The sequence below is a fragment of the Lactiplantibacillus mudanjiangensis genome (assembly GCF_005405385.1).
Classification (GTDB): domain Bacteria; phylum Bacillota; class Bacilli; order Lactobacillales; family Lactobacillaceae; genus Lactiplantibacillus; species Lactiplantibacillus mudanjiangensis.
Genome location: NZ_BJDY01000007.1, coordinates 108565 through 130599, shown reverse-complemented (window position 1 = coordinate 130599; position 22035 = coordinate 108565). Strand labels below are relative to the sequence as shown.

At 43.8% G+C, this 22035-nt stretch carries 15 protein-coding genes; 13 read left to right on the top strand and 2 right to left on the bottom strand.

Annotated features, from left to right (window positions below; genetic code table 11):
- Window positions 1-8 precede the first annotated feature (8 nt).
- Both FFM84_RS14000 and FFM84_RS13995 read left to right on the top strand, forming a co-directional pair.
- A complete protein-coding gene (locus tag FFM84_RS14000; protein WP_130845899.1) occupies window positions 9-1316 on the top strand; it encodes an alkaline phosphatase family protein in 1308 nt (435 codons plus the stop codon).
- On the top strand, window positions 1306-2550 hold the full coding sequence (locus FFM84_RS13995) for an MFS transporter (RefSeq protein WP_130845898.1): 1245 nt from the start codon (window positions 1306-1308) through the stop codon (window positions 2548-2550). Before FFM84_RS14000 ends, FFM84_RS13995 begins: the two co-directional genes overlap by 11 nt.
- A gap of 295 nt (window positions 2551-2845) precedes the next feature.
- Here FFM84_RS13995 and FFM84_RS13990 read toward each other — a convergent pair whose 3' ends face one another.
- Window positions 2846-5359, bottom strand: coding sequence for an excinuclease ABC subunit UvrA (locus FFM84_RS13990; RefSeq protein WP_130845897.1), 2514 nt, complete (start codon window positions 5357-5359; stop codon window positions 2846-2848).
- A gap of 143 nt (window positions 5360-5502) precedes the next feature.
- Here FFM84_RS13990 and FFM84_RS13985 point away from each other — a divergent pair, with 143 nt between their 5' ends.
- The 10 genes from FFM84_RS13985 (at window position 5503) to FFM84_RS13940 (ending at window position 18682) form a co-directional block, all read left to right on the top strand.
- Window positions 5503-7332 (top strand): DUF2207 domain-containing protein, encoded by a 1830-nt coding sequence (locus tag FFM84_RS13985; protein WP_130845896.1) that lies wholly within the window; start codon window positions 5503-5505, stop codon window positions 7330-7332.
- A 158-nt stretch (window positions 7333-7490) separates the two neighbouring features.
- Window positions 7491-8318: an HAD hydrolase family protein gene (locus FFM84_RS13980; RefSeq protein ID WP_165444402.1), complete on the top strand. Its 828-nt coding sequence runs from the start codon at window positions 7491-7493 to the stop codon at window positions 8316-8318.
- 123 nt (window positions 8319-8441) lie between these two features.
- Entirely contained in the window at window positions 8442-10064 is a 1623-nt protein-coding gene (locus FFM84_RS13975) for an ABC-F family ATP-binding cassette domain-containing protein (RefSeq protein ID WP_130845894.1), read from the top strand.
- Between the two features lie 84 nt (window positions 10065-10148).
- Window positions 10149-11369 (top strand): CPBP family intramembrane glutamic endopeptidase, encoded by a 1221-nt coding sequence (locus FFM84_RS13970; RefSeq protein WP_130845893.1) that lies wholly within the window; start codon window positions 10149-10151, stop codon window positions 11367-11369.
- Window positions 11370-11571: 202 nt separating this feature from the next.
- Window positions 11572-12003, top strand: a complete 432-nt coding sequence (locus FFM84_RS13965) for a hypothetical protein (protein WP_130845892.1) — start codon at window positions 11572-11574, stop codon at window positions 12001-12003.
- Between the two features lie 128 nt (window positions 12004-12131).
- Window positions 12132-13475 (top strand): ATP-binding protein, encoded by a 1344-nt coding sequence (locus tag FFM84_RS13960; protein WP_130845891.1) that lies wholly within the window; start codon window positions 12132-12134, stop codon window positions 13473-13475.
- Window positions 13476-14177: 702 nt separating this feature from the next.
- The gene (locus FFM84_RS13955) at window positions 14178-14924 is read left to right on the top strand and encodes a WxL domain-containing protein (protein WP_130845890.1); all 747 of its coding nucleotides are present in this window, start codon (window positions 14178-14180) and stop codon (window positions 14922-14924) included.
- 95 nt (window positions 14925-15019) lie between these two features.
- On the top strand, window positions 15020-16078 hold the full coding sequence (locus tag FFM84_RS13950) for a WxLIP family cell surface protein (RefSeq protein ID WP_225425323.1): 1059 nt from the start codon (window positions 15020-15022) through the stop codon (window positions 16076-16078).
- A 31-nt stretch (window positions 16079-16109) separates the two neighbouring features.
- Window positions 16110-16532 carry an EF2685/EF0750 family sortase-dependent surface protein gene (locus FFM84_RS13945; RefSeq protein ID WP_130845889.1) on the top strand — a complete coding sequence of 141 codons (423 nt, stop codon included), beginning with the start codon at window positions 16110-16112 and terminating at the stop codon, window positions 16530-16532.
- Window positions 16529-18682 (top strand): L-type lectin family protein, encoded by a 2154-nt coding sequence (locus tag FFM84_RS13940; RefSeq protein ID WP_130845888.1) that lies wholly within the window; start codon window positions 16529-16531, stop codon window positions 18680-18682. The genes FFM84_RS13945 and FFM84_RS13940 overlap by 4 nt, the downstream gene beginning before the upstream one ends.
- A 54-nt stretch (window positions 18683-18736) precedes the next feature.
- Here the strand turns inward: FFM84_RS13940 and FFM84_RS13935 are convergent, their stop codons facing one another.
- Window positions 18737-19501 carry a DeoR/GlpR family DNA-binding transcription regulator gene (locus tag FFM84_RS13935; protein WP_130845887.1) on the bottom strand — a complete coding sequence of 255 codons (765 nt, stop codon included), beginning with the start codon at window positions 19499-19501 and terminating at the stop codon, window positions 18737-18739.
- A 184-nt stretch (window positions 19502-19685) separates the two neighbouring features.
- Between FFM84_RS13935 and FFM84_RS13930 the strand changes: the two genes are divergently transcribed.
- The gene (locus tag FFM84_RS13930; protein ID WP_130845886.1) at window positions 19686-22031 is read left to right on the top strand and encodes a formate C-acetyltransferase; all 2346 of its coding nucleotides are present in this window, start codon (window positions 19686-19688) and stop codon (window positions 22029-22031) included.
- Window positions 22032-22035 lie beyond the last annotated feature (4 nt).

Below are 22035 nucleotides of genomic sequence, written 5' to 3'. Positions count from 1 at the left end.
GATTTCCAATGGCGACTAATCAGCACTTAGTGATTATTTCGTTGGATGCCTTAGGTTTTCGTGATCTACGCGAGCATCGGGCTGAATTACCAGTTTTGAATCAGTTAATGACGGATGGCGCTTGGGTTAAGGCGGTTACCGGGGTATATCCAACCTTAACTTATCCGTCACATACGACCATTGTGACCGGACAATATCCGAAGACTCACGGGATTATCAATAATACGAAATTACAACCAACACGACGTTCACCAGATTGGTTTTGGTATCAAAAAGATGTGAAGGTGCCAACGCTATACGATTTGGCACGCCAAAAGAAATTAACGACCGCGGCCTTTTTATGGCCTGTCACAGCCGGTAGTAAAATTACATATAATTTGGCGGAAATTTTTCCAAACCGAATTTGGACGAACCAAGTACTAGTTTCACTTAAAGCAAGTTCGCCATGGTTTTTACTGAAAATGAATCATCGTTATGGTCATTTGCGGCGCGGTATTCAACAACCACAACTCGATGAATTCATTACGGCCTGTGCCGTGGACACGTTGGTTAATCAAAAACCTAACTTGACCATGATTCACTTAGTTGATATGGACAGTATGCGGCATCGTTATGGGGTGCGTTCTAAAGAAGCCATGGCCGGGTTGCATCGGCTAGACAAGCATGTCGGACAATTGATTCAGGCCACGAAAAAAGCGGGAACGTTTGTGGATACGAACTTTGTTGTTTTAGGCGATCATTATCAGATTAATGTTGATCACATGATCCATCTCAATACGTTATTCGCCCAAAAAGGGTGGTTAAGGCCGCGTGCTGATCAAACGTTCGAAAGCGATTGGACGGTGATGGCGAAGTCAACGGATGGTTCAACCTACATCTATACACAAGGTTTTGATGATATCGCAACCTTAAAAGCAATGATCGAACAAGTCCCTGGGGTGGAAAACGTGATTGATGGTGCCGCCGCTGCTGAACGTGGGGCCGATCCGACTTGCACGTTGATGGTAGAGGCCAAGGAAGGTTACTACTTTACCGATGAAAGTCGGCGGCCATTAATTGTGGAACCGGTACATCCAGATACGTTAGGACAACCGGATCGGTATCATGGCGTCCATGGATATGATCCTGATAAGCCCGATTATCAAACCACGCTAGTCTTAAACGGTCCAGCCATTAAAGCTGGGGTCCGTATTGATCGTGCTAACTTGGTAGACGAAGCGCCAACTTTTGCACGTTTGTTAGGGTTGAAATTCAAACAACCCTTGGCAGGTCATGCCTTAAATGCTGTCTTTAAGGAGGGCCCTGATGAAGTTTAATAAGCAGCAGTGGAGTTGGATCTTTTATGATTGGGCCAACTCCGGCTACGGTATTATTGTCACCACCGCCGTGTTACCGGTGTATTTTAAAGCGATTGCGCAAGCTGACGGGGTTAGCCCGGCTAATGCGACGGCCTATTGGGGCTATGCCAATAGTTTTGGCACACTATTGGTCTCAATTCTAGCACCGGTATTAGGGGCTTTAGCGGATTACCCACAAGCTAAGAAACGCCTATTAAACCTGTTCTCGATAGTTGGGATGGTCATGACGCTAGGCCTAAGTATTGCGCCACCAACTGCTTGGCGGTGGTTGTTGGGCATTTATATTTTGTCGATTATTGGCTATTCCGGTGGTAACTTGTTTTATGATAGTTTCTTAACCGATGTGGCCCCTAATAAAGATATGGATCGTTTGTCATCGTATGGGTACGGCTTCGGCTATCTCGGTGGCGTCTTAGCCTTTATCTTGTTCTTAGTCCTACAGTTAACGAGTGGCTTTGGCTTGTTGTCTAGCTATGGCGTAGCCCGCTGGAGCTTTGTGTTAGCGGCGGCTTGGTGGATTATCTTTTATGTGCCAATTTTAAAAAATGTTCATCAAGTGTATGCCTTGAAACCTAGTGCCCATCCGATTACGGCTAGTTTTAAACGGGTTTGGCAAACGTTGAAGCATATTCGGCAATATAAAGCAGCAGCTTGGTTTTTAGTGGCGTATTTCTTCTATATTGATGGTGTCGATACAATCTTTACCATGGCGACGTCAATCGGGATGGATATGGGCATTACGACGACGACACTAATGATTGTGTTATTAGTTGTTCAATTGGTGGCCTTTCCGTTTTCACTACTTTACGGGTGGTTGGCGAATAAAACGTCGACGCGAACCGGTATTTTAATCGGTATTGTCATTTATTTAGGCATTTGTTTGTATGCCTTACGATTAAACTCAACAGTTGATTTTTGGATTTTAGCGGTGTTAGTTGGGACTAGCCAAGGTGGGATTCAAGCCTTGAGTCGGTCATACTTTGGTCGTTTGATTCCTAAGCAAACGGGGAGTGAGTTTTTCGGCTTTTACAATATCCTTGGAAAGTTTTCCGCTGTGATGGGGCCAGTCCTCGTCGGGATTGTCACCCAAATGACGGGCAAATCAACGATTGGGGCCGCTTCATTAAGTGTCCTATTCTTGGTTGGACTCGTGATTTTCTTATCTTTGCCACATTTGAATCAGCAAAAATAGCAAATAAAGCCCCAGCAATTGAACGATCATTGCTGGGGGCTTTTGCTATTTGGATTTGTTTGCCGCCTACCGTTCGTTCACTCAGGGCCGGAACACTGTGGGTGAACCGGTTAAGCCAAAGGGCGGCCTTAACCGTCGTTTTGAACTGCTAAAACCGCGTTTCAAAAGCGCCAGACTCTAAGCGATAAATTGCTAAGAGTCCCCACGGCTGGGCCCTGAGTGAACGAACTCTCGGCTATATTTGATGTTGTTTGGATAGTTCATGAGTCAATCTATCACTAGCTGACGTAGGTGATTAATTCGATTCATTAAAACGAGCCAAATGTTGCTTTAAATAGTGCCCGGTGATGCTATCTGGATTGTCACTAACGGCCATTGGTGTACCGGTTGCGACGATGTGACCACCATCGATCCCACCAGCTGGACCCATATCAATCACGTAATCAGCGTTGGCAATGACATCTAAGTCATGTTCAATCGCAATCACTGTCGCACCTTGTTGAATCAGTTGGTCGAATACTTTGATCAGCTGTTGAATATCCAATGGGTGTAACCCAACTGAAGGTTCGTCAAAGACAAATAAGGTCCCGTTTTGGCGTTTACCGATACGAGAGGTCAGCTTCAGTCGTTGGGCTTCACCGCCTGAAAGTGCAGGGGTACTTTCGCCAAGCAAAAGATAGCCAAGACCCATTGATTGTAGAATCTGCAAGGTATTGGTGATGCTAGTCTCTTCCGCAAAAAATGGTAAAGCTTCATCAACAGAAAGTGCTAAAATCTCAGCGATATTCTTGTCATGCCAGGTCACACTAAGGACATCTTTATTATAGCGTTGCCCGTGACATTGTGGACAAACTTCCGTGATGTCGGGGAGGTACTGAACATCTAATGAAATCTGACCGGTCCCACCACACATGGGACAAGCACCAGCTGCGACATTATATGAGAATTCGCTGGCCGTCCAACCGTGAGCTTTAGCTGCCGGCGTGGCCGCAAATAAGCGACGTAAGTGATCCAAAATATTGGTATAAGTCGCTACCGTTGACCGGACATTTTTACCAACGGGAACGGAATCGACTTCCACGACATGGCGGATATGATCATTATGGAAGCTTTTGACGTGGGTTGGTAACGGTTCATGTTTTGCGGTCGCCGTTAATGCTGGGATCAAACTATCCAAGATTAACGTTGTTTTACCAGCACCACTCATGCCCGTCACGGTCGTTAAGCGGTTTTTAGGAAAGTGAGCGGTGATGTCTTGAATATTAAATCGATGGGCGACTTCAAGTTCAAGTTGCCCTTTTTGCCACAAGTCAGTTTCATTGAGGACTGGCCGTTCACGTAAAGTCGCAGTGCCGTTTAAAAATGGGGCAATGAGTGACGTGGGCTGTTGGCGAATCTCAGCGACCGTACCTTGATCAACCAAAGTGCCACCACCTTTACCGGCAGCTGGACCGATCTCTAAGACGTAATCGGCTGCATCAATGATACTGGTATCATGATCGACTACCACGACTGAATTACCTTGGGCGATTAATTCACGAAAAGCTTTAATTAACCCCTGAACATTGGCCGGGTGGAGCCCTACTGAAGGTTCATCAAGGACATAGAGCACCCCGGTTGTGGCACTGCGAAGTGTCCGACCTAATTGAATGCGTTGGAGTTCACCAGTCGATAAAGTAGCACCAGGACGACTTAAGGTTAGGTAATCTAGGCCTAAATCTTCCATTGGTTTGAGACTTAATAATAGTTCGTCGACTAACGATTGACCAAGGTCGTGCATCTCATCCGGCAACCAGTTGACGATTGTCGTGGCAAATTGATGCAAGCCAGCCACGGTGAGGTCACTGGTTTCGGCAATGTTTTGACCATTAAGTAATTGGGTTAACAAGGCTGGCTTGAACCGAGAACCATGACAATCTGGACACGTATCGAAGGTATAGAAGCGATTGAGTCGTTTGATGGTTCGTTCATTTTTGGTGGTAGCGAGACTATCTTCAACGGCAGCAAAGGCATTTTCATAGACGGCGTTATCCATGTGGAAAATTTTGCCCTTGGCACTTGGAATATTAATGGCAACGGTCTGTTTCGGGCCGTGTAAGACTTTTTCTTTGTCCGTATCACTGAGGTTTTGATATGGCACATCGATGGGAATTCCTAGGGCATTGGCGACAATCGGCATGAAGTTACGACCGGGAAGGTGCCAGGAGGCTACAGCACCTTCTTGAATGGTTTGGGTGGGATCAGCAATTAATCGATTCGGGTCGAGTTGGCGAACCTCACCTAAACCACCGCAAGTTGGACAAGCACCGTTGGAGTTGAACGCAAAGTCTTCAGCGCCGAACGCTCTAAACGTCACGCCGCAAGTCGGACAGGTCACGTAACCATCATTTTCAGCGATGGCTAACGTTGGTTGCACGCGATGCCCATTAGGACAGACTGGTGAACCAAGTCGTGAGAAGACCAGCCGTAAAATGTTTAAACTTTCAGACATGGTGCCGACAGTGGAACGGACGCCGGGGACTTGTGGTCGTTGTCGCAAAGCCAAGGCAGACGGTAAGTATTGCACGTCGTCAACGGCGGCTTTGCCAACTTGATTGATGCGTCGCCGAGTAAACGTTGAGAGTGCATTTAAGTAGCGTCGGGCCCCTTCGGCATAGAGTACGCCCATAGCGAGGGATGACTTGCCAGAGCCACTACGGCCGGTGATGGCCACGAATTTATTGAGGGGAATGTCTACATCTAGATTTTTTAAATTATTGACATGGGCCCCACGAACTTTAATATGTGTTGGGATAGTTGTAGCTGACACTGAGAAAACCCCTTTCGATAAGTTAAGCTGATAAGTCTATGCTACAACAGACCGCCAGATTTGCCCATGGAAAGGGTCCCACTTGCGGCGTTGACCGGGGATTGATACACTTGGCAGTAAATGGGGGAAAGTAGGGGATAACGATGCGGTTAACAAAACGTTGGTGGCTAGTTGTGATGAGTCTAGTCAGTGCCTGGGGTGTGTGCCTACTTGGGGTACCACTGATCGCCCACGCAGACTATACAATTAATCATTATAATGTCCATATTGATGTTCAAAAAAATGGCAATGCCAAGGTCACACAAGCGATGACGTATGAATTCGATGATGATTATCATGGTGTTTTTAATGTCCAGGATTTACGAGGATTAAAAGGCGCCCAGGTTGAACAAGTCACGAGTCGCTTGAATCAAGGTAAAAGCCAAATTGCTCAAGCCAATCAGACCGGGGCTAATAATACGTATCAACTGACTAAAACGAGTAAACAAATGCGTTTTAAACTGTATCGTCAGGTGAGCGATGGCGATCAGTTGCAGGTGACTTATCGCTATCGGCTCAATGGGGTAGTGACCAACTATGCAGATACCGCCGAACTTAATTGGAAGATTATTGGGACTGGGTGGGATGTGGCGTTAAAGAACGTCAAATTAACCGTGCAATTGCCGGCCAAAAAGATCACGGCCTTGCAAGCGTGGACACATGGTCCTTTAGCTGGTCAGACGCAAGTTAACCGTCAAGCAGGACGGGTTGTGATGACCGTGGCTCGCAATCCTGCCAATCAATTTGTCGAGAGTCACCTCGTCTTTCCAACCAGTGTCACGGCAACGAATTCACGGACAAGTTCCAAAAAAAGATTGGCTGCAGTTCGCAAACAAGAAGCAGCCTTAGCAAAAGCCGCCAATCAGCGGCGGCAACGTCGACAACTGATTCGCCGGGTGATTTATGGTGCGGCGGTTGGCAGCTTAATGATGGCTTTAATAGGCATTTGGTGGTGGCTTCGTCGACACCCCGCTAATCGCCATCAACGGCCAATACCAATTAACCATTCGTTTGAGGTGCCAGCGGTGACGCCAGCAGTTGCGCAATCACTATGGCGGACACGCCGACCTGATACGCGGGCATTGGCAGCCGAGATCTTGCAAGCGGCGGCTAATCGGGAATTAACGATTACAACTGAACCTGGACGGAAACAACCGATTGTGGTTTTAACAAAATTAAAACCGTTGACGAATTCATTTTTAGCAACGTGCTTTGAAAAAGTGACGGCTAGTGAAACGTTGACCTTGTCGCAATTGAAGGCTTTTGGTGAAAAGGACAAACAGGGCCGCTTGAATGATTGGTTTGACGATTGGCAGTGGTCCGTTGATCAAGAGGTGACCGATTATCAAGATATGAATAACTATGCGTTAACACGTAATTGGCTAGGATTTGGTTGGCTGATCACCGTGCTCAGTCTTGTGGTCACCGGGACCGGTTGGTTAATTAGTCCGAAGGTTTCGTTAATGAGTGGTGCGGTGACTGGAATAGTCGCGGTGGCGTTTTGGATATTAGCGTTAACCAAATACCGACAAATTGCGATTAATACGGATGAAGGTTTGATCTTGGTCAATCAAATCAATGGCTTTCGTCAAATGTTAAAAGATATTGGGCACTTTAATACTGCTGAAATCGGCGATTTAGTTTTGTGGGAAGCAATTCTCCCTTATGCAACTGCTTTCGGACTAGCGGAAACTGTGGCTGCTAAACTCCAAGTCGACTTTGGTACGGAAGCGTTAGCTAGTGGTTTGCTCATCTACTACCCGTTATTTTATGGTGATTTGGGTGGCTTGGATCTATCGGGAACATTAGGAGATAGTTTATCTGGCGCGCTAAGTGCCTCGAGTACGGCTAGCTCACCATCAGGCGATTCTGGAGGCTTCTCAGGCGGTAGCTCGGGTGGTTTCGGTGGTGGTTCTGGCGGTGGCGCCTTTTAGATCACGATTATACCAGTTTGTTTGTTAGTCGTGATGTGTGAAAAAGACCGGTTTTACCGGTCTTTTTTTGCGCAATCGCTTGCATTATTAACCGTTTATCGGTAAGCTAGATCAGTAAAGAAAACGCTTACATAATTTTAAATGAATGGATGATCGTGATGGCAATTAGATTAATCGCATCAGACCTCGATGGGGCCTTTTTAAATAATCAAGGTGGCTATGACCACCGCCGGTTTACCCAACTTTACCAACAATTACAACGTCGTGGGATTCAACTAGTCATGACTAGCCGTCGTTCAGCGACCATGATGGCGACTCAGTTTGTAGATTATCCAAATTTGTGGTTGGTAGGTGGCAACGGTGCTGAGTTGATGCAACCGACCACTGCTATTTTGGCAAGCACCTTTCCACGGCCGGCTGTTGTTAAAATCTTGACTATTTTGGCGGCGTATTCGGAAGTGCAACTTGCGGTTTGTGGGTCACAAGTCGTGTACTTGTCACAACAAGCAACGCCAAGTTTTGTGGCGCGGGTGCAGCATGATTACCCGAATGTTCGCTTAGTGCGCATGCTGCGTCAGGTTTGCGATGCAGTGGTTAAAATTGAAGTGGCGTGCGATCCGCAAGTCACTGAACAATTAGTTTATGAACTCACCCCAAAATTGGCTGGACTGGCGATGCCCGTGATCAATGCAGCTGGACAGTTGGACTTGCTACAACCAGGACGTGATAAAGGGAAAGCCGTACATCGCTTAGGGCAGCGACTTGGTATTGGCGCTCATGAGATGCTGGCTTTTGGTGCTGGTCTTAATGCTCAGACGTTATTACACCAAGTGCACACCGGGGTGGCGATGGCGAATGCACCAATTAGTCTGCAATCACAAGCAGATGCATTGACTGCGACGAATGATCAAAATGGTGTTTGCACGTATCTAGAACGTCATTTGTTACCGAGCCTGCAAAAAAGTACCGTCTTTTCAGAAAATTAACGTGGCTTTAGTTGCCAAAAGGGTTTCCGGCGTGCTAAACTGCCATAAGGATTAAAAATCGGGTGTCAACCGACCGAATGAGGTCAGTTGGCTTTTTTAATGGAAAGACGAGGAAATTAATTAATGCTAACCGTGAATAATGTCAGTATGCAGTTTTCAACTCGCAAACTTTATGACGATGTGAACTTAAAATTTACGCCGGGTAACTGTTACGGCGTTATTGGCGCAAATGGCGCGGGTAAATCAACCTTTTTGAAGATTTTGGAAGGTAAACTCCAACCTACTAGTGGGAATGTTTCAATGGGGCCCAACGAACGGATGTCTAGTTTAAACCAAAATCACTTTGCCTTTGAAGATGAAGAAGTCTTGTCAACGGTGATTCAAGGTCATGAAAAGCTTTATGCGATCATGCAAGAAAAGGATGCTTTATATGCTAAGCCTGACTTTAGCGATGAAGATGGGATTCGGGCCGCTGAACTTGAAGGTGAATTCGCTGAAATGGATGGCTGGAATGCCGAAGCTGAAGCTGATCAAATGTTACAGGCTTTGGGCATTGATGAAGCGATGCAACATCAAAAGATGAGTGAATTGACGGAACCACAAAAGGTTAAAGTCTTATTAGGCCAAGCCTTGTTTGGTAATCCGGACGTCTTATTATTGGATGAACCGACCAACGGGTTAGATGTCCAATCGATTAGCTGGTTAGAAAACTTCTTAGCTGACTATGACAAGACCGTCATTGTTGTTTCTCATGACCGCCATTTCTTAAATCAAGTTTGTACCCATATGTGTGATGTGGACTTTGGTAAGATCACGTTATTTGTTGGGAACTATGACTTCTGGATGGAATCTAGTCAATTAGCTGCCAAGTTACAAGCAAATGCGAATGCAAAGAAGACCGAACAAATTAAAGAATTGCAAGAATTTGTGGCTCGGTTTAGCGCCAATGCCTCGAAATCTAAGCAAGCCACGTCTCGGAAGAAACAATTGGAAAAAATTACGCTGGATGATATCAAACCTTCATCACGTAAATACCCATTCATCAAGTTCACGCCGGAACGCGAAATCGGGAACGATTTGGTGCGGGTGGAAAACGTCTCTAAGACGATTGATGGTGTCAAAATTTTAGACAACATCAGCTTCACATTACGCCCTAATGAAAAAACGGCCTTGATTAGCCGTAGTGATGTGGCCACAACCACTTTAATGCAAATCATCTCCGGCGCCATGGCACCAGATTCCGGTGAAGTGGTTTGGGGTCAAACAACGTCTCGGACGTACTTGCCACGGGATATCAACGATGAATTTACCGATGATAGCTTGACGATCATTGATTGGTTGCGGCAATATGCGCCTAAAGAAGAAAGTGACAATACTTTCTTGCGAGGTTTCTTAGGGAAGATGCTCTTCTCTGGTGAAGATGTGACGCGGAAGATCAATGTCTTATCTGGGGGCGAAAAAGTCCGGGGGATGTTATCTAAGATGATGTTGAGTAAAGCCAACGTCTTACTTTTAGATGATCCGACCAACCATTTGGATTTGGAATCCATTACGGCGTTAAATGATAGTTTGATCGATTTTACTGGTGCGATCATTTTCACCTCTCATGATCATGAATTCATTCAAACGATTGCGAACCATATCGTAGAAGTGAGTGCTAAAGGGGTCGTTGATCGTGGTGACACGACTTATGACGAATACTTGGATCATGAAGCGACACAAGGTCGCGTGCAAGATCTGTACTAAATTAAATAATGACTAACTAAGCGTTTCATCAAAATCCCCCAATCTGGTATGATTAACTTAACACCAGATTGGGGGATTTTTTTGATGCAAACAGAGGTTGATCAACAGTTACGTCGCTGGTACGGTGTCCAGTTAGGGATACTAGTTGGCGCGTTTTTGTTACAGCTTATTTTAAACGGTCATGGGGGGAGCTTACTCGGACCAATCATCATTTTATGGTTGTTTAGCGCTTATATTCCGATGGTTGAAAAACCAGAATTAGCTAACACTTGGTCGCGTCGGCGACGAGTGAATCATTATTTACAAACGATTATTCAATTTACGTTTTTACCATTACTGTTAGGCAATTTAGTAGTCGTGATGAGCCGCTATACGCCACTGAATGAACGTGGCGTAGTGGCGATGGCCTTTGCTTACTTAATCATCATGTGGATTCCGGTTGGTTATGTGCTCTTGGTGCCAATTAAAGCGCTTATTGGGCGAATCTTGTTATTAATTTCGATTGTGTTTAGTGGTGTTATTGGTGCCCACGAGATGTTAACGTTATTGCCCAACTTAACGATTCCGGCAAGTTTTAAAATAGTTGGTAATAGCGGTGTCTTTGGGGCTGTGGCCTTAGTGTTGATGCTCGGAGTTGTCATGCAAGGTTGGGGTTATTATTGGCCGACTTGGCGCCTGAATCGACAAGCCAGCTGGCCGGTTCTAACGCTTATTGGCGTGGTTGCTGGCGCTTTTGTGATCTGGAATGCCTTTGGTACTGGTGATAACTGGGCGACTGTTTTTACCAAGTTTTCGTTTAAGATGCAGTCACCATCCTTGAAGATGTTTTTAAGTGGGTTAGAACCCGGAATTGCTGAAGAATGGCTGTACCGGTTTAGTATCTTAAGTTTGTTACTATGGCAATTTCGGCAACATCGTCATCAAGTGGCGTGGGCAGTTGGCTTGAGTAGTGGGCTGTTTGGCCTCTGGCATAGTGCGAATATTTTGGCTGGTCAAGCGGTGTCAGCAACTTTAGAGCAGATGATTTTTGCGGCGGCATTAGGGAGCTTTTTAGCCGCCAGTTACCTCTATACGGGTAGTTTTTTAGTCCCCATTCTGATTCATACTTTAACCGACAGTTTGTCGATGATGGCTTCGGGGACTGAATCGATGAGCCATCCCGACCTATTCGAATGGCAAACAACAGGGTTTATCGTGATTGTCTTTGTTGGTTTGACGATTTTCTTACTGACAGGCACTCGACGTCAGGTGATTCAGAGGCAAGTTAAGCAACGGTTACAGCTAACGGATGCTTCAGTTGATTAAGTAAGTTGACGAAAGGTCAGCGGATTGCGAAACGCCGTCTGCTGGCCTTTTTTTCTGGTCTGAACCAATATTTAGCGGTCTATACAATTCGTAACACTTTTGTAATGTAACTGTTATCAATGCGCAACGCGTACTCGTTATACTGTTGTCAATTGTTAAATTGTGATGTTAAGCAGATCTTAAAAAAGAGGGGTAACCGTTAATGACTAAACTGCGACATTTATTGCTAGTAATTGCCATGATGACTGGATTAACTTTTGGTGGGTTAACCTTGTTGTCAGATGCGCAACAAACTAATACCGTAGCAGCTGCCACGACGAAATCAGCTAAAACCTTATTTAAAGCCAATGTGGCTAAAAATGCGGTGATGTCAAAATCTGTTTTTAAGATGCAAGGCCGAGTTAAATGGCAAAAAAAGGTGTATACATATTATTCGCCAAATGGTTCGGGAATGTATGGGATGGGACGTTTTACGTCTGATGGCACTTATACATTGAATGGTTACGACAAAGACGGCTATTTAATTTTAGCGAACAATAAAAAGTTTGGCACGAAGATTAAAACACCGCTCGGCATGGGCAAAGTTCATGATCGGGGCACATACGGCAACCACTATGATATTGTGGTTCAATAATAAAATAACGAAAAGGGTCGTTGGGCACTAGCTCAGCGACCCTTTTTGCGCGTATGATAGAAGATAAGGTAATCAACACCCTGAAAAATTGTTACAGGTATACGGTTAAGAGAGTAGGAGTAGGGAGTATGACTTATTTTTTGTACACATTATCATTGATTTCGGGTAGTTATGAAATGATTATGTTGATGTTGGCTTTTCGGGAGTTATTAACGTGGCGTTTAGCGGTGACTTGGGTAACTTTAGTGATTGCCTTTCAATTTATTGAGCAATTAGCGACAGTGGTTTTCCCACATGTGCCATTGGTGTTCATTTGGATTGTGCCACTCACGATTTTACATACGGTAATGAGCGCGCGGTTGTTATATACGAAGTGGATCTTAACTTTGCCAATTGTCCTGTTTCTAAATGCTTTAAAACGGTTAATTAGCGGTATTTCAGGTAGCATTTTAAAGTTTATATTTGCGTCCAAAGATTTGATGTTGCCGCGACAAGCGATTGGGTTACATGATTTAACGGCAACGGTTAACTTGGTGGGAGCGGTTGTGATGTGTTTGCCGATGGTTGTTTTGATCGGTATTTTTGCTCATCACTATGTGGTGCGTTTTGCGACAGTTGACTTTTTTCAGCATGTTAAGATCGAACGTAGTGATTATTGGTTGATTCTATTAAGCTATGGTTTTTATATCTTGGCTTATCGATATGCTATGGAGATGTCCGTGGTGTCGCAGACCTATGTTGCCAGTGTGGCGAGCTTGATCTTTGGCACGATTACGACGTATTTGGTGATCAATAAGAATAATCGATTGACGGATGCGCAACTTTTGGCTGAAGTGTCGCAGTATAATACAGCATTAACCCGGCATAATCAGCAATTGTCATTATTTAAGCACGATTATCAAAATATTTTGTTGAGTCTGAGTCAGTATATTCAAAATGAGGATATGCCAGGATTGAAAAAATACTTTGAAGAGGCAGTTTGGCCAAATAGTCAGCAAGTCGCAACTGATCCTAATCTTGTACAATTACGCCAGTTAAGTGCACCTGAGATCAGTGGGCTATTGTACGCTAAGGTTGAGGCTGCCTTTGAGCGAAACTTAAATTTAAAACTCACGATTTTACAACCAGTTGAGGTCCCTGAAGTGAATCAGGTGAGTGTTGTTCGAATCCTGGGTAATCTAATTGATAATGCGTTAGACGCGGCTGCACAAGCTGATCAGAAGGTGTATTTGGACGTTAGTCAGTTGCCGTCACAAGCGATTCAATTTCGAATTGCCAATCAGTTACCGGCTCATGCCGAAACCGATTGGCGCAAACTTAATCAACACCGGTTTACGACTAAACCAGGTCATTTTGGCTATGGGTTAGGTATTATTCAACAATTAACGAATCAGCAACTTAAAGTGGACTATCAAGTAACAGCCACGGATTTTGTCGCCTTATTGACGATTGAATCAGCGGTGGATAAGTGAATTGGGACGTCTGTTATGACGAGGATTAGTACAAGGGCATTATGCTTTTTAGCGTAATGCTTTTTTTATACAAAGAACATTATTTTTCCGATTAATCTAGTTTATGTTGCCAGTTTCCATGACGGATCATGTTAATGTAGTGGCGATTTTCTGATGGTGGCTGATATAGACTTTGTAAAATACGTTAAATTGTTAAGTTAATCGAAAAAAAGGATTAACTTAATTAGCCTTATTTGTTGAATGAAAAAAAGTAAAATACTGGAATACGTGGGATTACACTAAATGTGAAGAAATTGTGAAGATATAAGTAGCTATAATTAAAGGGATTAACTAAAATAACAACGAACGCTGTTTTGCAGGCATTTGTTGAGAATGATAGTATTTTCGATTTTTAGTAGAATTAATATTTTTAATAATGAAACGATACCATCTTAATTATATAATTATCTTTTTAATAATTAATTTATAATAGATGCCAAATTATTTTTTAATTGGACTACTAGACAAATTACTGATGTATCAATGCATTTTGCGCTATTGCTTTTTAATTGGTTTAGAAAATATAACGGTTTTTATCGATAATTAACAATCAGTTTCACAAAAAAGACACAAAAAAGTAAAAAACTCTTATAAAAATATTGATATCCATTGTAAACATGCTAAACTATAAATATAGATAAAAGCAAAAGGGGAGTATCAATCATGAATAAATTAATTAGCGGGCTATTATTATCAGGGGCTTTATTAATCGGTGCTGTATTACCAACTGTTGCAAATGCTGACACAACGACACCAGCGGCTGAAAACCGGACTGGGAATACAACTGTTATTGCTGGGTTTACGGCTAATACAGACGGCGTTAAGCCAGTTGATCCATCAAACCCAGGCACTGGTGATGGCTCTGGCGGTGATGGCGGTAACGGTGTTGACGTTCCTAACGGTGGTGGCTTGTCATTGATTTATGTGACCAACAACTTGAACTTTGGGACTCATGAAATTGATGTTTTGAAATCCAATGATTATTACGCCAATGATACAACTGGTAATAGCACATCCGCACTTTGGAATGACAAGGCAGTTATTGAAGTTTCTGATGTACGTGGTACTAAAGCAGGCTGGAGCCTTGGCGTAACTGGTAGCGAACTAACTGGCAAGGATGCAGATGGCAAGGCATTAGCTGCTATCGATGGTGCTGAACTCACACTACCTGCTGGTGCTGTAAGCAGTGCTGACAGTATTGATGGCAATGGCTCTGTTGCTACTGCAACAACTAATGTTTTGGGTAGCACTGCCACGGTCTTAACTGCCGCTAAGGGTTCTGGTTCTGGGGTCACCATTGATCAATTAGACCCTAGTGCAATTAAATTGACTATCCCAGCCAACAGCGCCGAAGCTGGGACTTACACGGCAACATTAAATTGGAATTTAGCTAGTTTACCTACTGAATAAATAACTTATTAGTAATCACAAAAAGGTGCTTGGTCCTAAGCACCTTTTTGTTACATAATGGTATGATAGTCATAAACGGATTAGGGTGTGAAATAATGACAACTAGTAAACATTTTGGGTGGTGGCTCCTGGGCTTAATGGGGGTCGCTTTAGGCCTCACTGGCATGTTTAAAGCACAAGCTGCCAGCAGCAGTAAACAAACCAATAATATTGGTTATAGTGTTTCAGCTAAATTACCTAAAAATCAACTTAATAAAAAAGAATCATTTTTTGATCTAAAAATGAAAACGGGTCAAAAAGAGACGTTGAAAGCGGTTATTTATAATGTGACAAATCGTGATATTAAGGTGCAAACTGCAATTCACACGGCATATACGAATAACAATGGGACTATTGAATACGTGACACCGGCTAAAAGTTTCGATGCATCGTTAACACATAAAATGGCCGATTTAGCTAAATTATCGGGACCTAAAACAGTAACTGTACCAGCAAATGGGTCCAAAACCATTAAAACAAAGGTCTCCATGCCGACTTCGCCATTTAACGGTGTGATTTTAGGTGGTTGGTATTTCAAGCGTGTTGATCAAAAGGTGACCGGCCAAGTCAAAGGTTCTATGAATGTTCGTAATGTTTATTCATATGTCATCGGGATGAAATTCTCAATGGGGAAGACCCCAGCACCCAAACTACAACTAGACAAAGTTAAAGCCGGTTTGGAAAACTATCATCAAAGTATTTTTCCATATTTAAGGAATGTTTCCGCGGTGATTGTCCCACAGCTTAATTTAAAAACCACGATTACTAGCAAGAATTCTGGCAAAGTGGTCAAAACCGCAACTAAGAAGAATGTTCAAATGGCACCAAACTCGGTTTTTAAATACCCCATTCAATTAGGTAATACGAATTTGCAAGCTGGTCGTTATCATTTACGAATGGTGGCGAAAAATAGCGATCATCGTTGGGTCTTTGATCGTGACTTTACGATTACGGCTGCCGAGGCCAAACAATATAATGGTAAAGCGGTTAATAATCGAGGCATGAGTATCTGGTGGTTAATTGGCATTGGTGCTTTAGCGATGTTAATTATTGTGCTACTAGTCTTGTGGTTCATTTTCTGGTTACGGCGTCGACGTCAAAAACGAGAAGATTAATTAATATCGAGTGGTAACGGGGGTAGGCCTGATGAAACGACTATTGATAGGGTGTCTACTAATATCAGCGCTATTATTGGGCTTTAGTCGCCCTCGGCTGAGTTATGCGGCAACGAGTGATCAGAATCAGACAACGGCGAGTGTTGGATTTACTGCAGGATCGACGACGGAAAGTCAGGGCGCGACTATTGATCCGGTCATTCCAAACGGGAAAACGGCTACGGTAAAAACAACGAAACCGAAGGCGACAACTTCGTCAGCCGATGGCGATGCAATTCAAACACCAGGACAGCAGCTTAAACGTGCTTTAACTAGTGGTCGTTTGCCACAAACTAATGAAATGATGACGGTCGCTGCCCAGATTCTTGGTGGCTTGCTGATCATTGCTTTAATCTTGGTGATTATTGTTGGGTGGCAACTTCGCCGATTACGGGAAGGGGTCGAATCAAGATGAAATTACGTACAATATTAAGTGGACTTGTCTTGAGTGGTGCTTTGTTGTTTAGTGGGACAGTTGCTCAAGCAACCGATTCGGCGGCCCTCAGTTCAATGCCTAATGGAGTTTCGGCAATTTCAGATGTGTTCACGATTCCAACGTTAACGCCTACTAATGTTGCGAAGATTGTCCAATCGACAAATACGGCTAACCCCAATGCAAAAGCCGTTCAGGTTACGGATGCTAAGAGTCAAGTTGGGGCAATTTGGGCAAATACGGCGAATAAAGTTGATTTAAGTAATAATTGGACGGCCTCGATGTGGATGTACTTTGGTAGCAGTAGTACACCAGCTGATGGGATGGCTTTTGTTATGCAGAATGTGGGGACCAGTGCGATTACATCCGGATTAAGTAGCAAAATTGCACCTGGTCAGACCCTGGGGGTTTGGGGCCTTGATAATAATAAAGCAACAGGCAGTGCGGATACGGTGGCAGGCCGGGCGATTCAGAAAAGCTGGGCGTTAGAGTTTGATGAATTCGTTAATGACAGTGTCGCAGTTGGCGCTAACTCGGGCTATGACCATTTATCGGGTAATGATGGTCCACATCTTGCGTCCAATTATCCAGGAGAGAGTAGTACTTATGCCGTTCATGGTAACTCGAGTCTCGGGTACTACACGACCATGACACATAATGGCACAATCTATTCGACGTTATCGGATGGTGCATGGCACCATGTCTCATTAAAGTGGGTCGCACCAACTGGTAGCAGTACGACTGGGTCGATGACATATACATTCAATGATAAAAATGCTAGTTCCGGATTGGCGCAACCGGCGACAGGTAGTAAAACGGTTAATGTGGATATTAGTAAGCTGGGTTTAACGGCCACTTCGGCGGACAAGTCGGTCTACTGGGGATTTACCGGTTCGACCGGGACGCAGTATACGAATAACATGGTTGTTTTTGAATCAGTTCCGGGATTGGTTAATGCAGACACTGATTTAACGGTGACGGATAACACGCAAGATGGTCGGACGGTAACGGATAATGATAATATCAATGGTAAGGATGCTTTAACTTATAAGTATAAACTGACTTATAATAGCGGTACTTCTGATTGGAAGTCCATTGCGACTAAGCTGAAGCAAAACAGTAATGTGACCTTTAATAAGGGGGGCATTGATTATAGTAACGGCGATACGGAATCGTTAACAAGTACTGAGTTAGGTGATACGACGGCAATTGCGCATACGTTAAAGGATTCATTGAGTTTGACGAATCCAACGGCTACCTTAACGTTAAAAGGAACGGCCAAAGATGTGGCAACTAATACGTCGGTAGCTAGTTCATTACAATCATTTAGCGGTACGACCAATATTGGAACCGTTGCAACGCCGGCGTTTACGATCAAGCCAGCGCGGCAACTCACCTTAAGTATGTCTAGTGGTAATGCAACCAGTGTTGATGCTGGTAAGTCCATTAACTTGCAAGGAATGTTGGTGGCTGAAAGTTCAGCGGCTAATGATACCTTGAAAAATGGTGACGTGACGATGCATGTGTCGTTGGATAATGGCAATACAATTGACAGTTTTACCATGAACGGGACGAGTAGTGATAGTACGTCGAGTGGGTATTTTAACTTTAACTTACCGGCGACTAAGCTCACAACTGGCGACAATAAGGTGACCGTTTATGGGGTCGATGACAACGGTAACCAGTCGAACCAAGTCACGTTTACGATTAAGTTAAATGGGACATTAGCGTTTAGCGACTTATCGGGAACAGTTAGTTTTGGTAGTGACAATAAGATTCCAACGAAGGAAACGTTGCTTAAAGCCAGTTCTGATTGGAGCGTCAAGGTCAGTGATACACGGACATCTGGTTCTAAGTGGTACGTCTATGCAACTGCGTCCAAGTTAACGTCATCTCAACATGATTTTGATGGTAATTTGGTTTATATTGACAGTAGTGGTAATAAGCAGGTGTTGACAAACAAATCAGCGCTGATTGCGAATGGGGCTAGTGATGGCACGACTACGGCAACCGATATTGCTAGTGGTTGGTCAAGCAGTACTGGGATTTTCCTAGATGTCCAACCGAGCGTTTATGCTGGTAGTTACAGTGGCACGGTGACGTGGACTTTGGCAGATACGCCAGGTAGTTAAATGAGAGAGTAAAACAGGTGATCCTCATCAAATGATGGGGTCACCTGTTTTTAGTTACACTGTGATCACTTTAGTTTGTTCAGCAATCGTTAGTAATTCTGGAGTTTGCGGATTCATATTAGTAATCAGATAATCAATAGCCGACCATGGCACAACTTGGACAAGTGAAGTTTGCGTAAACTTGGAAGCATCTACTAATGCAATTTTAACGGCACTATTGGCAATCATTTCGCGCTTCATTTCAGCATCGGCAAAACTTGATGAGCACAGGCCTTGGCGACCTTGAATGCCACTAGACCCAAGCAAACAAAAATCAACGTGGATTTGTTGATATAAGTCGCGAGGGCCGTTTCCTTGAAAGGACATATCGCTAGGACTGTATTTACCACCAGTACTATAAAGTGTGTTGTGAGTCTTTTGTAAAGCAAGCAATGATAGTAGTGAACTAGTGATAATCGTTTTATTCGTCATCTGATTTAGGACCGTGGCTACTGCCGCAACCGTACTGCCTTGATCTAAAGCAATGGTTGCAGGGGTTAGCGGCAATAGCTGCAGCGCCCGTTGCGCCAGGTGTTGTTTTTCAACAGCAAATTGATCAGTCCGTTGTCCGACTGGTAGCAATGGGCTGGCAGTGACTAACGCTGCTTTACCAAATTCCTTAGTGACGAGTCCTTGTTGACTAAGCACCCGCAAATCTTTACGAATGGTTTCGTCTGAAACGTGACACTGTCGAACAAGTTGTTGAACCGTTAATGTCTGGTTAGTTTTTAGCAAGGCTAAAATGGTTTTGCGACGAGCTTGAATTTCAATCGCCTTCATATTGTTCTCCTTATCGTACTGAATGTCATTAAGTTCAGTATAGCGCTAATTCCAAGCTATTCAATTTAAAGCTTGGCACATTTGTGCAATTCATGATTAAAAACTTGGAAATCCAAGTTTTTCGTTGATTTTAAGCTGGCCACTCTTATAATGAGTTTGAGATCAACGAGAGGGGTTTTTATTAATGACAACCACAATGAGTACGCGACCAGCCTTTGAAACGGCACGGCCGACTTCTAAATTAGAAGTCATGAAACAAAATCTATTTAAACAAAAACGACAAATTTCGTTGGAACGTGCCAAGTTATATACGGCTAGTTATCAGCAAACTGTTGGTCAACCAACGATTATTCGTCGGGCAAAAGCTACGGCTTATATTATGGATCATGTTGAGATTAGTATTCGACCGGAAGAATTACTTTGTGGTAATCGAACCGTGCGCCCGCGTAGTGGCATCTTATCACCTGAAATGGACCCCTATTGGATTATGCAAGAAATCGATACGATTGGTACGCGTCCACAAGATCAATTCGAATTTACTACTGCCGATCGCCAGTACTATCGTGAAAATTTATTGCCATATTGGTCTGGTCAATCGATGAAAGATTTTATTAATGCCAAAATTACGCCGGAAGTCAAAGCGGCTGAAGATGATTTGGTGATTAAGTTGAATCAAACCGATAAGGGGCAAGGCCATATCATTATGGACTTCCCGGCGATCTTGCAACGGGGCGTTGGAACTTATGTTACCACGTTAACGGCTAAACAAGCCGCTCATCCAGATAATGATTTTTATACGGCGGCCTTAATTGTTTTCAAAGCGATGCAACGCCATTTTGATCGTTATGCGACCTTAGCGCAAACGATGGCTGCTGATGAGAGTTTACCAACTTATCGCCGGATCGAATTAACCGAAATGGCCGCGATGAATCATCGGTTGACCACGGCTAAACCACAGTCATTTTACGAAGCCCTACAACTTTTGTGGATGACCAGTATTGTGGGCCAATATGAATCGAATGCGTCTTCCTTATCATTAGGACGGATGGATCAATATTTATATCCGTTTTATCAAGCCTCACAGCAAGCAGGGGTACCAGCTGACTTTACGTGGGAAGTCTTAGGTGATTTCTATCTTAAAACGGATGATGTGGTCTTGTTGCGGAGTGCTGAAAGTGCCAAGTGCTTTGCTGGCTTTCCAACTGGGTATACGGTCGCGTTAGGCGGCCTGGATAAGTATGGGCAATATGCAGTTAATGAGTTATCAAATAAAATGTTAGACCTTTATCAAGAAATTCAACTGCCACAACCGAATTTGTCAGTCCGTATCAATGAACAAATTCCACGACGTTTCTTGAATAAAACGTGCGAAACCATCCGTCTAGGGACTGGAATTCCGATGTTGTTTAACGATGAAGTCTGTGTGCCAGGCTTTTTAAGCAAAGGTGTTTCACTCGATGATGCGCGTGACTATGCAGTTGTCGGCTGTGTCGAAACGACGATTCCCGGGAAAACCTATGGCTTGCATGATATCGCGTTATTCAATTTAATGCGGATTATGGAATTAGCGATGCAGGATTTACGTGATGAGCCGGCAGTAACCTATGACCAATTACGACAACATATTTTGGATAAAATCGATGATTACGTCAAGATTGTGACAGCGGGCTCTGACATTGTAGACTTAGGACACCGCGAGTTTGCGCCCATTCCATTTCTCTCGTCATTAGTGGCGGATTGTATTGATAACGGACAAGATGTAACGGCAGGTGGGGCGCGTTATAATTTTTCAGGGGTCCAAGGCATTGGTGAACCGAACTTAGCCGATTCATTATACGCCGTAAAAAAACTGGTCTTTGAAAATCATGAAATGAGCTTTAAAGCCTTAGTTGATCAGCTGAATGCTGATTTTGCTGGGGATAACGGTGAAAAGTTACGGCAACATTTGATTCATGATTTTGACAAGTATGGCAACGATAACGCTGAACTTGATATGGAATGTGCGAAGATTTTCCGGCACTATGCTTTAGAACTTGGTAAATATAAAAACATTCGTGGCGGTGAATTTAACGCCGGTGCTTACACCGTTTCAGCTCATATTCCATTGGGTGAAGATGTCGGGGCGACACCGGATGGCCGCCATGCTCATGACCAGTTGGCTGATGGTGGCTTGTCACCAATGGTCGGTCGTGATCACTTAGGTCCAACCGCGGTATTAAAATCCGTCAGCAAGATTGATAACACGCTGGCCGTTAATGGGAGTTTATTGAATGTCAAATTCTCACCAAATACATTAAAGGGTGATAATGGGATTCGAAAATTTGCCGATTTCTTAATGGCGTTTACGCAACTCAAAATTCGGCATGTTCAATTTAATGTGCAATCGCGTGAAACATTGATCGATGCCCAACAACATCCGGAAAACTATGCCGGATTAGTCGTTCGAGTTGCTGGGTACAGTGCCTTCTTTGTTGATTTAAACAAGCGAATTCAAGATGATATTATTCGTCGTGCGGAACATGTGTTATAGGAGG

Bases quoted from the DNA above. Each gene is read 5' to 3' on its own strand.
- FFM84_RS14000 (WP_130845899.1), top strand. From the start codon at position 9: ATGGCGACTAATCAGCACTTAGTGATTATTTCGTTGGATGCCTTAGGT.
- FFM84_RS13995 (WP_130845898.1), top strand. From the start codon at position 1,306: ATGAAGTTTAATAAGCAGCAGTGGAGTTGGATCTTTTATGATTGGGCC.
- FFM84_RS13985 (WP_130845896.1), top strand. From the start codon at position 5,503: ATGCGGTTAACAAAACGTTGGTGGCTAGTTGTGATGAGTCTAGTCAGT.
- FFM84_RS13980 (WP_165444402.1), top strand. From the start codon at position 7,491: ATGGCAATTAGATTAATCGCATCAGACCTCGATGGGGCCTTTTTAAAT.
- FFM84_RS13975 (WP_130845894.1), top strand. From the start codon at position 8,442: ATGCTAACCGTGAATAATGTCAGTATGCAGTTTTCAACTCGCAAACTT.
- FFM84_RS13970 (WP_130845893.1), top strand. From the start codon at position 10,149: ATGCAAACAGAGGTTGATCAACAGTTACGTCGCTGGTACGGTGTCCAG.
- FFM84_RS13965 (WP_130845892.1), top strand. From the start codon at position 11,572: ATGACTAAACTGCGACATTTATTGCTAGTAATTGCCATGATGACTGGA.
- FFM84_RS13960 (WP_130845891.1), top strand. From the start codon at position 12,132: ATGACTTATTTTTTGTACACATTATCATTGATTTCGGGTAGTTATGAA.
- FFM84_RS13955 (WP_130845890.1), top strand. From the start codon at position 14,178: ATGAATAAATTAATTAGCGGGCTATTATTATCAGGGGCTTTATTAATC.
- FFM84_RS13950 (WP_225425323.1), top strand. From the start codon at position 15,020: ATGACAACTAGTAAACATTTTGGGTGGTGGCTCCTGGGCTTAATGGGG.
- FFM84_RS13945 (WP_130845889.1), top strand. From the start codon at position 16,110: ATGAAACGACTATTGATAGGGTGTCTACTAATATCAGCGCTATTATTG.
- FFM84_RS13940 (WP_130845888.1), top strand. From the start codon at position 16,529: ATGAAATTACGTACAATATTAAGTGGACTTGTCTTGAGTGGTGCTTTG.
- FFM84_RS13935 (WP_130845887.1), bottom strand. From the start codon at position 19,501: ATGAAGGCGATTGAAATTCAAGCTCGTCGCAAAACCATTTTAGCCTTG.
- FFM84_RS13930 (WP_130845886.1), top strand. From the start codon at position 19,686: ATGACAACCACAATGAGTACGCGACCAGCCTTTGAAACGGCACGGCCG.